Annotated in this window: 17 protein-coding genes; 5 read left to right on the top strand and 12 right to left on the bottom strand. The window is 62.3% G+C overall.

Features of this window, described 5'->3' with window-relative positions:
* Positions 1-252: 252 nt before the first annotated feature.
* The 10 genes from SJY40_RS14290 to SJY40_RS14245 form a co-directional block, all read right to left on the bottom strand.
* The gene (locus tag SJY40_RS14290) at positions 253-990 is read right to left on the bottom strand and encodes a fumarylacetoacetate hydrolase family protein (RefSeq protein WP_378947846.1); all 738 of its coding nucleotides are present in this window, start codon (positions 988-990) and stop codon (positions 253-255) included.
* Between the two features lie 2 nt (positions 991-992).
* Entirely contained in the window at positions 993-1,925 is a 933-nt protein-coding gene (locus tag SJY40_RS14285) for a sugar kinase (protein WP_378947843.1), read from the bottom strand.
* Position 1,926: 1 nt separating this feature from the next.
* Positions 1,927-2,847, bottom strand: coding sequence for a 2-hydroxyacid dehydrogenase (locus tag SJY40_RS14280; RefSeq protein WP_378947840.1), 921 nt, complete (start codon positions 2,845-2,847; stop codon positions 1,927-1,929).
* Positions 2,844-3,578 (bottom strand): amino acid ABC transporter ATP-binding protein, encoded by a 735-nt coding sequence (locus tag SJY40_RS14275; protein ID WP_378947838.1) that lies wholly within the window; start codon positions 3,576-3,578, stop codon positions 2,844-2,846. Before SJY40_RS14275 ends, SJY40_RS14280 begins: the two co-directional genes overlap by 4 nt.
* Positions 3,579-3,627: 49 nt before the next feature.
* Positions 3,628-4,425, bottom strand: coding sequence for a transporter substrate-binding domain-containing protein (locus SJY40_RS14270; RefSeq protein ID WP_378947835.1), 798 nt, complete (start codon positions 4,423-4,425; stop codon positions 3,628-3,630).
* Between the two features lie 23 nt (positions 4,426-4,448).
* Positions 4,449-5,102 (bottom strand): amino acid ABC transporter permease, encoded by a 654-nt coding sequence (locus tag SJY40_RS14265; RefSeq protein ID WP_378948470.1) that lies wholly within the window; start codon positions 5,100-5,102, stop codon positions 4,449-4,451.
* Between the two features lie 4 nt (positions 5,103-5,106).
* Complete coding sequence (locus SJY40_RS14260) at positions 5,107-5,775, bottom strand: amino acid ABC transporter permease (RefSeq protein ID WP_378947832.1); 669 nt, start codon at positions 5,773-5,775, stop codon at positions 5,107-5,109.
* A 61-nt stretch (positions 5,776-5,836) separates the two neighbouring features.
* Positions 5,837-6,844, bottom strand: a complete 1,008-nt coding sequence (locus SJY40_RS14255) for a LacI family DNA-binding transcriptional regulator (RefSeq protein ID WP_378947829.1) — start codon at positions 6,842-6,844, stop codon at positions 5,837-5,839.
* Positions 6,845-6,952: 108 nt separating this feature from the next.
* Positions 6,953-7,594 carry an NAD(P)-dependent oxidoreductase gene (locus SJY40_RS14250; RefSeq protein WP_378947826.1) on the bottom strand — a complete coding sequence of 214 codons (642 nt, stop codon included), beginning with the start codon at positions 7,592-7,594 and terminating at the stop codon, positions 6,953-6,955.
* Between the two features lie 46 nt (positions 7,595-7,640).
* Positions 7,641-8,066, bottom strand: a complete 426-nt coding sequence (locus SJY40_RS14245; RefSeq protein ID WP_378947824.1) for a DoxX family protein — start codon at positions 8,064-8,066, stop codon at positions 7,641-7,643.
* Between the two features lie 116 nt (positions 8,067-8,182).
* On the opposite strand from SJY40_RS14245, the gene SJY40_RS14240 reads away from it, so the two are divergent.
* Together SJY40_RS14240 and SJY40_RS14235 are read left to right on the top strand one after the other, a co-directional pair.
* On the top strand, positions 8,183-8,281 hold the full coding sequence (locus tag SJY40_RS14240) for a LysR family transcriptional regulator (RefSeq protein WP_378947821.1): 99 nt from the start codon (positions 8,183-8,185) through the stop codon (positions 8,279-8,281).
* Positions 8,282-8,284: 3 nt separating this feature from the next.
* On the top strand, positions 8,285-9,073 hold the full coding sequence (locus SJY40_RS14235) for a LysR family transcriptional regulator (RefSeq protein WP_378948467.1): 789 nt from the start codon (positions 8,285-8,287) through the stop codon (positions 9,071-9,073).
* A 769-nt stretch (positions 9,074-9,842) separates the two neighbouring features.
* Here SJY40_RS14235 and SJY40_RS14230 read toward each other — a convergent pair.
* On the bottom strand, positions 9,843-10,748 hold the full coding sequence (locus SJY40_RS14230) for a hypothetical protein (protein WP_378947819.1): 906 nt from the start codon (positions 10,746-10,748) through the stop codon (positions 9,843-9,845).
* 23 nt (positions 10,749-10,771) lie between these two features.
* Positions 10,772-11,734 carry a hypothetical protein gene (locus tag SJY40_RS14225; RefSeq protein WP_378947816.1) on the bottom strand — a complete coding sequence of 321 codons (963 nt, stop codon included), beginning with the start codon at positions 11,732-11,734 and terminating at the stop codon, positions 10,772-10,774.
* Between the two features lie 530 nt (positions 11,735-12,264).
* Between SJY40_RS14225 and SJY40_RS14220 the strand changes: the two genes are divergently transcribed.
* From SJY40_RS14220 to SJY40_RS14210, 3 genes are all read left to right on the top strand, one after another.
* Positions 12,265-12,708, top strand: coding sequence for a helix-turn-helix domain-containing protein (locus SJY40_RS14220; RefSeq protein ID WP_378947813.1), 444 nt, complete (start codon positions 12,265-12,267; stop codon positions 12,706-12,708).
* Between the two features lies 1 nt (position 12,709).
* Complete coding sequence (locus SJY40_RS14215) at positions 12,710-13,081, top strand: hypothetical protein (protein WP_378947811.1); 372 nt, start codon at positions 12,710-12,712, stop codon at positions 13,079-13,081.
* 93 nt (positions 13,082-13,174) lie between these two features.
* Complete coding sequence (locus SJY40_RS14210; protein WP_378947808.1) at positions 13,175-13,762, top strand: tyrosine-type recombinase/integrase; 588 nt, start codon at positions 13,175-13,177, stop codon at positions 13,760-13,762.
* The last annotated feature ends 162 nt before the right edge of the window (positions 13,763-13,924 follow it).

Here is a 13,924-nt window from a genome sequence, read left to right as displayed (position 1 = left end):
AAAATCACCCACCCGGGTTGCCGCTGAATCACCCTTCGACGCTGCCGGATCTTGAAAAGCCCCCCGCCGCAGCCTAATTCTGAGGGCGGCGGGCTTCTGCTCTTCACGCGATCGGCCAAATTTCCACTGGCCTATAAGTTTTCCGAGGGCGCTGGCTCTGTCGTGACCCTGGTCACGTTACCCGGTACCCACCTGTACAATCAGGCTTTCGGGAAATCTGTCGCCGACGCGGTCGCTGCGGTTCCCGCCACCCTATTCCCCCTTGTACGCGACATCGATACCGACAGCCGCCCCCATGGCGGTTGCGCGCAGCCCCGTGGCCCCTGCCAAGGGCAGCGGACCGATCCTGGCACCGGTGATGATGACGTCGCCCGCTTTCAGGGGCATGCCCTGTGCACGGGCATGGGTGGTCAGCCAAATCAGGAAATCCAGCGCCGGGTCGATCGGCGCGGCAGCTTCGGTTGCCGGAACTGCTGCGCCATCCAGTGTCAGCGCGATGCCCAGCCTGTCCGGCAGCCCATCCCGCCATCCATTGATCGGATCACCCAGAACCACGCCGCTGGATCGAAACCCGTCTGCCATGCTCTCCAAAGCGGTAAACCCGGCGTCGGGGGCAAAGCGCGGGGCGACCAGTTCGAAAGCAAGGTGGATGTCCGCGATGGCGGCCATCGGATCGGCCGCCTCGGGTTCGGCCGACAGGACCAGTGCGGTCTCGACCTCGATCGCGGCATCGGCGGGCAGGTTCACGGTCGCGCCCGAGGCATGCAGGCTGCGACGCATCAGGACGGCGGCCTGCCGGTCGCGCCCCTCAAGCAGCGCCATCTTCCAGACGCCGCCCGGATCACCCAGACCCTGCATCACGGCACGCTGCACGGCATAGGCCTCGGCCACGTTCTGCGGACATGGGGTCAGGCCCTTGGGGCGTGGACCGCCCTGCCATGCGTGCAGCAGGGGGGCAGCGGCAGAGGTCGCATCGAAATTATCGGTCATCGTCAGGCGTCCTTGAGTGTCAGATGGGTCATGGCGGCACGGGGCAGGACCGCACCGGGGTGGCGGACCACGATGGCGGCAAGGCGGGCGGCAGCCTGCACGGCCTGCGGCACCGTCGCCCCTTGCTGTCGCGCCGCCAGCCATGCGGCATTGAAGCTGTCCCCCGCGCCCGTGGTGTCGATGGCCGCAACGGCGGGCGGCAGGTCGTGGGTGGTCCAGCTGGCGGCCCCGCACGCGCGATGCAGGACCGGGCCGCCGCCGGTGGTCAGCACGATCTCGGCCCCGGTCATCGGGATCAGGGCCTGCATCGCCGCCTGCGGACCTGCCACACCGAACACCCCCTGCAAATCGTCCAGCGAGGGCATCAACAGATCGGCCATCGCCGCCATCCGCCCGATCACCTGTCGCGCCATCTGCGGGTCGGACCACAGGCGGGCGCGGTAATTCGTGTCGAAGGCCAGCCGTGCACCCTGGTCTCGGCGCGCTTGAAGCCAGGCCATCAGGTTGTCACGCCCCGCCGGATGCAGGACCGCCAAAGCCACCGCGGACAGGAACACCGTCCCGGCGTGTGGCAAGGCCCGCAACATCTGCGGGTCATCGAAATGGCTGCGGAAAGGCGACTGCTCGCGCCAATAGGCAAAGCTGCGTTCGCCCGCCCCATCCGTGGTCACGAAGCTTAACCCCGGACGTGCGCCCGCCCGCGCGGACAGAGCCGTGGTGTCGATCCCCTCGGATGCAATGCGGTCGCGCAGCCACAGGCTGTGGCCATCGTCGCCAAGGCAGGACAGATAGCCGACCCGCCCCGCCCCCAGCAGGCGCGACAGATAGATGGCGGTGTTCAGCGTGTCGCCCCCGGCGTTTCGCGTAAAGCCTTCGGGGCGGTCGGGCATGGCGGTAAACTCGATCAGCGGCTCACCGATGCAAAGATAGTCCATGTCAGCCGCCGACCTGTGTCGGCAGCGGGCGTCCCGCGAAATGCGTAGCAAGGTTGTCCAGCACCAGCTGCGCCATCGCGCGCCGCGCCTGTTCCGTGGCCGAGGCGATATGCGGGGTCAGCACGCAGTTGGGCGCATCCAGCAGCGCCTGCGGCACCTGCGGTTCGTCATCGAAGACGTCCAGCCCCGCCCCTGCAATGGTCCCGTCACGCAGGGCATCGGCCAGGGCCTGCGTCTGGACCACCGGGCCACGGGCGACGTTCACCACGATGCCGCCCGCACCAAGCGCCGCCAGCACCGGGGCATCGACCAGCGCCCGCGTGCCGTCCCCGCCCGAGGTCGTGACAAACAGCGCATCGCAATCGCGTGCCAGCGTCCGTGCATCGGGGCGGAAGGCATCGGGCGCATCCGACTTTTCGCTGCGTGCCGTATAAAGCACCTGCATGCCCAATCCGCGCAGCATCTCGGCCAGCGCCCGCCCGATGCGGCCATAGCCAAGGATGCCTGCGCGCATCTCGGTCAGTGATCGGCCAAGGGGCAGCTTGCCGCCCTGCTGCCATTCGCCCGCGCGGATAAAGCGGTCGCCTTGGGCGATCTGGCGGGTGCAGGCCAGTGCCAGGCCAAGGGCCATCTCGGCCACGGCGGGCGACAGGACGTCGGGGGTGGTCGTGACGCGGATGCCGCGCTGCGCGGCCTGTTCCATATCGACCGCATCCAGCCCGACGCCATTGACCGCGATCATCTGCAGCGCCGGCAGCGCCGCCATCTGCTGCGACGACAGCCCGATATTGCCTGCGGTCAGCACGGCGGTGACATCGCCCGCCTCGGCAATGTCGTGGATAAGGGTGTAATCCGCCGCCAGCCTGTCGGCCATGTCGGCGGGCTTCAGGTCGGCCAATGCCAGAATCCGGGGCCGGGTCATGCGATCTGCCCCAAGAAGTTCTTCAAACGGTCATTGGTCGGATTGCCGAAGAAGGCCTCAGGGGCGTTTTCCTCGACGATGACGCCCTTGTCCATGAAGATGACGCGGTCGGCGACGGCGCGGGCAAAATCCATTTCATGGGTGACGCAGATCATGGTCATGCCTTCGCGGGCCAGATCGATCATGGTGTCCAGAACCTCCTTGACCATTTCAGGGTCCAGCGCGCTGGTCGGTTCGTCGAACAGCATGATGCGCGGCTTCATGCACAGGGCGCGGGCGATGGCAACGCGCTGTTGCTGGCCACCCGACAGCTGGGCGGGATATTTGTCGGCCTGTTCGGGGATCTTCACCCGTTCAAGGTAATGCTGCGCCGTCTTCTTGGCCTCGTCCCGTGACACCTTGCGGGTCTTCATCGGGGCCAGCATGCAGTTTTCCAGCACCGTCATATGCGGGAACAGATTGAAGGACTGAAACACCATCCCGACATCGCGGCGCACCTTGGCGACATTGTCGCCGCCTGCCGTCAGCTCGACCCCGTCCACGGTGATTGTGCCGGATTCGATCGCCTCGAGCTGGTTGATAGTGCGGATCAGCGTCGATTTGCCGGACCCGGACGGGCCGCAGATGACGATGCGTTCGCCCGGCTCGACCGTCAGGTCGATGTCGGTCAGGGCATGGAAGGCACCGTAATACTTGTTCACGGCGCGCATGATGATGGCATGTTCGGTCATGGGGCGTCCCTTGCAGAAGTGCCCGGCCAAGGATGGCCGGGCGACAGGATCACTTGGCGGTCTTGACGAAATCGGGCAGAGGCTCGCCCAGCCATTTTTCATGGATGCCGTCCAGCGTGCCGTCGGTTTCGGATTGCGCGACGAAGGCGTTCACCTTGTCCAGCAGCGCATCCGATCCGGGTGCCACCGCGATGCCCTGCACCTGGCTGGACAGGTCGAACTTCTTGTCGAAGCGGTCGCCTGTCGCCTGCGCGATTTGCGACATGATGATGTTCGAGGCACCGATCAGCTTAACCTGCCCCGACATCAGCGCCTGCACGGCGGTGGCATCATCGTCGAAGCGCTGGATCTGCGTGCCCTCAGGTGCGACGGCAGTCACGCCGCTGTCCTGGGTCGAGGCGCGGGTGACGGCGATGGCCTGACCGTCAAGCCCGGCGGCCTCGGTCACCTCGACTCCCTTGTCGCCATAGACGGCAATGCTGATCCCCGCATAGGGGTCCGAGAAGTCAACCTTCTGGGCACGCTCCTCGGTGATGCCAAGGGATGCGACCAGCACATCGACCTGCCCCGACAACAGATAGGGGATGCGGTTCGGGCCGGTCACCGGCACGATCTGGGTGTCCACGCCCAGGTATTCGCCAAGCGCCTTGGCCACATCGGCATCATAGCCGTCGGGATTGCCCGAATTGTCCTGCAGGCCGAAGGGCGGGAAATCGACCAGCATGCCGACCTTGACGGTGCCCGCGCTTTCGATGTCGGCCAGATCGGCGGCAAGGGTGGGGGCGGCAAGGCCGAAGGCCAGTGCACTGGCGGCGATGGTGGTGAACAGACGGCGGTTCAGGGTCATGGTTTCCTCCTCCAAGGATAAGATCAGCGCGTGATGGCGCGGCGCATGCGGGTTTCCATGCGGCGCGCCAGCAAAGACAACGGCCAGCACAGCATGAAATACAGCGCGGCCACCGTGCCGAAGACCAGAAACGGCTTGAAGGTCGCGTTGTTGATGATCTGACCGGCACGGGTCAGTTCCGTGAAGCCGATGATCGAGGCCAGCGAGGTCCCCTTGATCAGCTGCACCAGAAAACCGACGGTCGGCGCCACGGCAAGGCGCATGGCCTGCGGCAGCACGACATGGCGCATCCGGTCGGGATAGGACAGGGCCAGCGCGGTCGCGGCCTCGGATTGGCCCTGGGGGACCGCCTGAATGGCCCCGCGCCAGATTTCGCCCAAATAGGCGCTGGCATGCAGGGTCAGGGCGACGGCGGCGGCCAGCAGCGGGTTGATTGGCAGACCGACAACGGCCAGCCCGAAATAGACCAGAAACAGCTGCATCAGCAGCGGCGTGCCTTGGAACACCTGAATGAAGCCCGCCGCGACCCGCCGCAACGCGCGGCCCTGCGAGGTGCGCGCCAGCGCGATGCCCAGCCCGCCGATGGCCCCGCCCAGAAAGGCGATGGCCGACAGGATCAGCGTCCAGCGGATCGCGCCCACGATGAACAGCAGCTCGGCCGAGGTGAATTCACGGATCATGTCAGCGCCCCGCCGGATAATCGAAGAACACCCGCCGGATCATCCCGAAGACGGTCGAAAAGCCCAGAGCCAGCAGGAAATACATGATCGTCAGCACCAGATAGATCTCGAAGCTGGCGAAGGTGCGGGCATTCAGATCCGCCCCCGCCGAGGCCAGATCATTGGCCGAAATCACCGAGACCACGCTGGACGTCAGCATCAGGTAGATGAACTGGCTGGTCAGCGAGGGATAAACGTTGCGCAGCGCCGGACGGATCACGACATAGCGGAAGATCTGCACGGGGTTCAGGCCAAGGGCACGTCCCGCCTCGATCTGGCCGCGCGGGATGGATTCGATGCCCGAACGGATGATCTCGGTGCCATAGGCGCCGACGTTGATGACCAGCGCCAGCAGCGCCGCGCTGTCGGGAGACATCGACAGCCCTATGGCGGGCAGCCCGAAATAGATGAAGAAGATCTGGATCAGGAAAGGCGTGTTGCGGATGATCTCGACATAGATGTCGATGACGAACCGCAGGGCGCGGATGCCCGACGTCTTGCCCACCGCCCCCAGAACCGAGACCACCAGCCCCGCCGCCATTGCCATCAGCGACAGGCGCACCGTCAGCCATGCGCCGTTCAGCAGCAGGTCGAGGCTGTCGAAGACCGGTTGGAAATTGAACTGATACATCGGCCTCCCCGCAGATGTTCGATCCCTATTTAGAACGATCTAAATCCAACGCAGAGACGAGTCAAATCTTTTCGTTGCGGCTGCTGTCGCGCACCATCAGCTGCGGATCGACGGATTCTCGCAGCACGGGCGCATCGGTATCGGCCAGACGTCGCGTCAACAGCCGCGCGGCGCTGGCGCCGATGCGCACGGGGTGCATGGCCACGCTGGTCAGCGGCGGCCAGACCATCTGCGCCATCTCAAGATCGTCCAGACCCACGACCGCCACATCGCGCCCCGGCGTGCAGCCTGCGTGGCGCAACCCCACCATCAGACCGGCAGCCAGAACGTCGTTGAAGCACAGGATCGCCGTCGGCCTGCATGCCAGAACCGCAGTGGCGGCGGAAACCGAGGCCTCCCACGTCAGGTCGGTTTCGACGATGCCGGCATTCGTGGCACCGGTTTCGGCCAGCGCCAGATCATAGCCCCGCAGCCGCTCTGCCCGGGCCGAGGTCCGCGCCCGCACCGACAGAAAGGCGATCCGCTGATGGCCGCCATCCACAAGGTGCTGCACCGCCAACCGCATGCCTTGGATGTAATCGCCCCCCGCATAGTCGGTCAGGCTGTCGCCGACCTCGCGCATGGATTGCACCACCGGCAGGCCCCAGTCCCGCACCCGCGTCAACAGCGCCGGATCGGTGCCCGCCGCCGGGCAGAGGATCAGCCCATCGACCCCATGCCCGCGAAAGCGTTGCAGGATCTGTGACTGCAGCTGCGTGTCGTCATGGCTGTTGGCCAACAGCACGACACGGTCCCCCTGCCCCAGGACCTGCTCGGCCCCCGACAGGAACTCGGTGAAGAAGGGGTTCAGCAGGTTCGGCACCACGACGCCGACGGTGCGGCTGCTGTTGTTGCGCAGACGCGCCGCGCCGATGTCGCGCACATAGTCCAGATCGGCCATGACCTGTTCGACCTTGTCGCGGGTCCGATCCGCCACCAGGGGCGACTTGCGCACGACCAGCGACACCGTCGCCCGTGACACGCCCGCGGCCTTGGCCACCTGATCCAGCGTCACCCTGTTCCGTTTCATCGCCGCATCCCCCGCATTCCCTGACAACCGTAGGCGTATAGAAAATTTCCCGCCGCAAGGGAAATTCTTCGCGGTCCGCAGTCCGTCGGGAACGCGCGCCTGTGGCTGTCATCTTTCGGAAATGACCGGGGTGCCCTGCAGATGGCTGTCGTTTTCGGCGCAATCCAGCATGAAATCCGCGACGGCACTTCGGCGGACGATCATCCCCGGCTTCGGGGTCGTGGCGGTCCCGACGATCAGCGTCTTCGGCCTGTCTGCGTTCGACAGCCCCATGGCCCGCACCAGCGTCCAACGCGTGCCGGCATCGCGGAACACCTGCTCGACGCCGTTGTGATCGGCATAGGCATGACGAAGATTGGTCCGCCGGATCATGAAGCGCATGAACCAGGGGGCAAATTCGAAACTGTCGCCGACGCCGGCTGCGGACAAAAAGACCACCCGCCTGTCCCCAAGCGCCATGATGTTGCGGGCGACCTTGGTCAGGATCTTTTCGGTTGTCACGGGCCTGGCCCATGGCGCATCCGAGGTGCGCGGGTTGTTCAGCGCCACCAGAATGGCGTCGCATCCCTGCCCGGCGGCCGCAAGGCAATCGGCATTCAACGGCGTCCCCGGCACGATGGTCAGTCCATCGCGCGGGTTCAGGTCCGCAGGGTCGCGGGCCAAGGCGACGATCTGATGCCCCTTGGACAGGCCGCGTTCAAGAATGTGTTTCCCGGTGCGGCCGGTGGCGCCCAGTAAAAGCAGTTTCATGTGACCTCTTCCTTCGGACAGAACCGCTGCACAGCACGGTCATCCGTCATGCCCGGGGGGCAATCGGAGCCTTGCGGCCGCGGCCCCACAGGACGATCAGCGCCAGCGCGATATAGATCACGTTCACGGGCAGGGCGTAGAACTCGCCACGCGAAGCGTGGAACAGGATTGCAAGGATCTGCAGCAGCACGCAGCATCCCGCCGCGATCACTGTCAGACGCGGCATGATCCGCGTCAGCGACGGCAGCAACAGTCCAAGCCCGCCGGCCAGATCGATCGCCCCCAACGACCGCACGAAGCCGGAGGAATATTCACCGGCAAAGGGCATCATCGCCGACAATTCGGGGATCGGCGTGGTCAGCTTCATGACGCCCGGCATGATGAAGGCCGCAGCCCCCAGAACCTGGGCCACCCAGATGCCGATATTGGCGCGGTTCGAAGCGATCGGGAATGTCGGTGCAGTCTGCGACATTGGGGGCGGCCTTTATGTGTGAAGGGCATAGCTTGCTTGGCCCCTTGGTTAGACCAAGCGCGAAATCTAAAAAATCGGGATAGTTCGGAAGGCACCATTCGGATAATCTGAATGTCATGGACGCCATCACCCTCGATCAATTCACCGTCTTTCTGGCCATCCTGAACGAGGGCAGCTTTGCCGCCGCCGCACGCAAGCTTGGCCGCGCGCAATAGGCCATTACCTATGCCATCCAGAAGTTGGAGGATCAGAGCGGCGTGCAGCTGTTCGACCGCACAGGCTATCGTCCGGTCCTGACCGAGCAGGGGCGCGCCCTGCTGCCTCGCATCCGCCGGGTCATGGACGACATGGGCGAGTTTCGCGTGCAGGCGCAAAGCATCGCGCAAGGTGTCGAGGCCGAGGTCATCCTCGCCGTCGAGAATTTCTTGCCCCTGTCGCTGATCGCGCCGGCCCTGCGCCAGTTCCATGACGAATTTCCCATGGTCCAGCTGAGGATCAATTCGGTCCGCCCCCACGATGCATCACAGCAGCTGTCGGATCATCGCGCGGACCTGGGCCTGCTGCTGTTGCCACTCACCCCCCAGCCCGAGCTGGAAACCATGCTGGTCGCCCAGATGGAGTTCGTCGTCGTCGCCGCACCCGACCACCCGCTGGCGAAACTGCCGCCGCATTTCTCAAGCGAGAAGATGCGCGATCACCTGCAGATCGTGGTCACGATCTCTCAGCAGCCCCAGGACAACGCCGCCTATGGCATCATCGGCGTCAACCAGTGGCGCGTCAGCGACGTGCGCCTGCGTTACGAGCTGATCAAGCTGGGCATCGGCTGGGGCTCGATGCCGCTGCCGATGGTCGAGGCCGATGTCGCCCGAGGAGAACTGGTGATCCTGCAACCGGCGCAATGGGATTCGTCGAACACCATGCCACGCTTCAATATCGTGGTCGCGCGCAGCAGGGGCAAATCACTGGGCCCGGCGGGCGAATTCCTGATGCGGGCCATGTCGATATAGTGAACCTGAGCAAATGGCGCATACAGCTGCGCGACGCGTCTTCGGATACTTGCGCATGCTTGCGCGAACGCAGGGCATGGGCGTGATCCAATTTGTCATTGTGGTCCCCGGGTTGATGCCCTCGCGGACATCGTGAAACCATATCTGCGGAAGATACTACGCTGATCAAGCACACTGCATCGCGCCCCACGGTCGCGGCGATGAATGCAGCCCTAAGGTGAGCGACGCAGGTCTAAAACCATGTCCACCGTCGGTCCGAGGACAATGGCCGAGCGCCAGTTGAACCCAGCCCTTTCGGGTCCAGATATGAGTAATATTTTTAACCCATTTCTCGTTCGGCCCGCGAACCACAAATTCTTATCGCAGAAGGTTCGGCGCGATGTTGACAGCTTGATAGATGTTTGTCTTGTGCCCGTAACTTATCCTGATGCCGTTCTGACGCGCGGGCCTGCTCGAACGACGCTGACCAACCTGCAGACCCGACTCTCGCGGACCCTCAAAGATCCGTGTGAACACACCCACGCCGCCCCAGCGCTTCCCACGGGTGTGCCGCATTCCTTCGGCGCATCGTAAAACCACAGCAATTGCGATTGAGGAGGATCACCGCGCTGTGAACGGCCTGTTGCCGACCTGAGGCCTACTATGGATCTTCGGAAAGAAAGTCCCGCGTCGCGCCCATTAAGCCTCACTCAGCCAATAAAGACTGTTCATCGTACCCTTAACCTAATTGGAGAGCGCAAATCACGCCACGAGTGACGCAGCTGGCCGACTAGTGGTCCCTGAGGCCAGCAGAATACGCCAGTTTCATCAACTCCTCCGCCGAAGATACGGGCTGAGCTACTTCCTTCGAGCCATCGCGAAGGCTGAATCCGCAAAGTTCCTCGGCCCAGTCCAACTCGGCGCGGTGCCGGTCCAGATGCTCATTGAGGACATCTTCAGTCAGGCCAAACTTGGTTGTTCCCTTGCCTCGCAAGGCGCGCTCCAACTCACGTCGCAGGCGGGTGCGTTCCTTGACGCGCAGCAGGGGGGCGACATATCTGTTAAAGGACATGATTGCCCCAAGGGCCTCGGACGACATGGTTTCGTTCGCTGGATCTTTCGTTGCAGGAACTTGCTTGGCGCCGATGCGGTGGGCAAAATCGGTAACGATGTCGCCGGCGACCAGATCATCGCGATGGAAACGGATAAGTTTGACATCCTCAGGACCCAGTAGGTCGATCACCGGACCGATGCGGCGCTTGTAATGGGGCGGCGGGATTGTCAGGTCGCTTTGTCCCATTTTGATCCGTTGCTGCACCTGGCTTGGCGCCATGGCGCGTAACGGGCGCACATAGATCAGTGCGACGACCCGATCGAAGTTAGATCGAAGATGCCCGACCATGGATGCAAATTCGTCCGGTGTCAGTTGGTCCAGAAGGGCCTCACCCGAGAGGATCACACTCCTGCGGTTGCTGCAGATACCATCCAGCACCGCCCTGGCACGCGCAATCTCGCGCTCGATCTCCTTGATCGGCGTTTCCTTCCAGGCGAACTCGCGCAATTTCTGCGGTGTCTGCGAAAAAATAGATGCCAACGGCAGGCAGTGGTTTTTCTGCACAAAAGGCGCATACGAAAGTGCGCCGTCCCGGTACTCGTGAAACGCATCCTGAATCGCGGTTGATCCAGTCTTGGGCATTCCGAGATGCAGGTAACAGGTCTTCATGTGCGTGTTTCTTTGGTGGCTGGCGGGAGAGGCTGGTCAAGGTAGGCCAGCAGATCCGACTCGGATGAGATGCCGTTTTCAGGGGTGGTTTCGGGCGCTGACAAGTCGATACCAGAGACATGGCTTGCCCATTCTATATCTTCGGCATGTTTTTTCAAATGTCGCTCTATTCGACCGCTCGACAAGCGGAACGGAGCGTCGCCGAGGCCGACAAGCCGCGTCTTCAAGGCATTGCGTACATTCGTACGCTGCCGGATGGGCAGATGCGGTGCCACGTATTTGTTAAAGGAAAAAATGCGGGCAATTGCCTCGGCCGAGAGCGACGAGTTGCTAGGATCGGCAGTCCCTGCGGCAATATCCTTCGTAGCGGGCGACACCCCAACGCGGGCGCAGAAATCGGCGACAACATCGTTATCACGCAGACTGTTGCGCGAGTATTGAACGAAAGTGATCCCATCCCGGCCACAGGCCTCGATCAGAGGAGACATCCGCTTACGGTAATCAGGGGCGGGCAGTAAGAATTTACCCAAACCACTTTTGATGCGTTCTTGAAACTGGCTCGAGACGAGCGAAGCCGGCGGACGCAGGTACATTATCACAGACACCCGATCAAAACTGGCCTTCATAAAGGCGACCAGCGCTGCGATCTCGTCGGGACTCATATGGTCGGGCACAGCCTCGGCCGAGAAGATGACGCTTTTCCGGCCTTTAATGGCTTTGGTGATCTCCGCCCTACTCGTCGCAGCAATATCATGAGCCTCCTTCGGCTTGGCTGCTCGGTTCCTCAGCATATAGAAGGACGCCGGATCCTCCGCGAACGCGGTGATCAATTGCAGGCCGTGGTTGGGCGTCGAAAGCCGGGCATATTCGATAGTAGCCTCCGAATGGCGGTGCAAAGCCTCTTGGATCGCGGTCGATCCAGTCTTGGGCATACCGAAATGGAGGTGGCAGGTTCTCATGTTTTGCCCTTCGCGCTATGCGGTCATCGTTTGCGGTCCTACCCCTGATACGCGTGCGTTCAATGGCACGGCAAGTGACGACCACGATATCGGCACGCAATTTTCATTGGTAGCTTTGAGTTCAGGGCTACGACGCCAGATAGCCGATGCGCCAATGTTGTCTTCGCATTCCACTTTGTAATCGGCAGTCATCATCGCGATAGCGATTTTCTGTTTGTGTGCAGCTTCATCGTCATTGTTTGCAGTTAAGCTACGCGTTGTACCTGCTGATCGGGTTAGTTGATATCATTTCTTTGCCAATAGACTACCGCCGGTGGCTTGCCCCCAAGGCCAAGTGAGGCCGCTGATGGTTGTGGAAGGTCATACATTTCCGGATGGCAGTCACAGGAACGCTAGCATCTGTATTTTGAACGAAGCAACATTTTTACTACCCATGACCGCCCGTACCGGCACAATTGTGCAAAACCTTGCCGTACCCGCAGTGAAGAGCGGAAAGTCCGGCATATTCCATGAAAGCTGATAGGAGACCGATGTTCAGCACACCACCCGGCCATACGGAATCAGACCCTGCAAGCGATGAAGCGATCGGATCCCGACTCGCAATAATTCGGGTGGGATTGGGGATGACGCAGGCCAAGTTTGCTCAAACCATCGGTGTCTCGCCTCGGTCTTACTTTCACTATGAAAAAGGCACGCGTAGCCTGACAGTTGACAAATTGCGGCGCCTGCGGGAGGTTCACCAGCTGAACCTCCACTGGGTTCTGTTCGGGGAAGGCTTGTCGCTTGAAGGCCATAATGCTGAAGCCGTGGCAGAGTTTGCAGCAGAACTCAGCGCGTACCTTGCGTCCACTCAGACCGTACTGCCTGTATCGGCGCACCAGAAGATCATTGCCCGATGGCAAACGGCGTTGCGGAATGGGCAGCGTCTGGAAATTCCTGAAGTCGCCCATTGGGTCGATCTAATGCGAGAATGACATGCCACAGTTCTCGATCCCGAACGCCACCAAGCAGATAGAGCTCGAGCGGGTCTGGGAGCACGCAAGCCTTCGATCGCGGTTTGCCGGGAGAATGTACCTGCTCGTGGCGATGTGTTTCCTGGTCGGCCTGGCGAAGTACGAGAGCTTCTCTCCTATCGAGACCGCACCGACACACGAATTGCTCGCGTGGGTGGGTTCAGCTTGTCTATTCCCGCTGGCCCTGTGCTGGATGGTCTATTGCATCTGGGTCGAATGGTACGCGTATCGTCGTCTCGTCATTTCCACCGGCCATCCTGGCGCTGATCCGAACGCACCATGGTGGTCGCGCCTGTCACTGTACCTAGAGTTTGCGCGACTTGGGCGCGGGTAACTCGTGCCGCTACTCTTTACAGAATGTGCATAGTGTCAAAAGTTGCTCTAGGCTGAGCTAGGCGACACAGGGACTTGCAAAGGTGACAGACTGATGCCCAAGCGGCGAAGTGTTAAGAGTGTCGACGATCGCGCGGCAGATGCCCATGTTCGCGGCCGGGACTACCTTGGTCAGCCAGATGTCGACCGGCTCCTCATCGCGAGCAAGAAAAGCCGCCACGGGGTCCGTGACCACCTCCTGATCCTAATGATGTTCCGCCATGGGCTGCGCGTCTCTGAGGCAATCGCATTGCGTCGGCAGGACGTCGATCTCGCACAGTCGCGGGTCTGGATCGCACGGTTGAAGAACGGGCTTAGCGTCGAGCAGTCGGTCGCCGGTGATGAGCTGCGGGCAATCAAGCGCTGGCTCGCGCGGCGGGAGGACGCGCTACCTTGGCTGTTCGTCTCCGAGCGGAAGCAGCCGCTCACACGACAGGCGGTCAATTACATCGTTGGAACGGCTGGTAATCGCGCGGGCATTGGACATGTGCATCCCCACATGCTGCGTCATTCCTGCGGCTTTGCATTGGCAAACAAAGGCCGCGACCTGCGGCTGATACAAGATCACCTCGGGCACCGGGATCCGCGGCATACCACCCACTACACGCGAACCGCGGCGCATCGGTTCGACGATCTGTGGTAGGTGGATGATGCACTTGCTGCGAACAGCGCGAAGGGCGGATAGCGGCCTGTTGGTGGTGCAGCACACAGCCTCCCGTATGACGTGGAAGCGGCCGCTCGTAAGTGCCGCAACTTTAGTCGCAGCGCGATCAACCTGAGGCGTAGCGCCGACTGACAGTTGTGA

The organism is Paracoccus sp. R86501 (assembly GCF_042466435.1).
Taxonomy (GTDB): domain Bacteria; phylum Pseudomonadota; class Alphaproteobacteria; order Rhodobacterales; family Rhodobacteraceae; genus Paracoccus.
The sequence above is the reverse complement of the archived record's forward strand: the minus strand, read 5'-3'. Positions and strand labels throughout refer to the sequence as shown.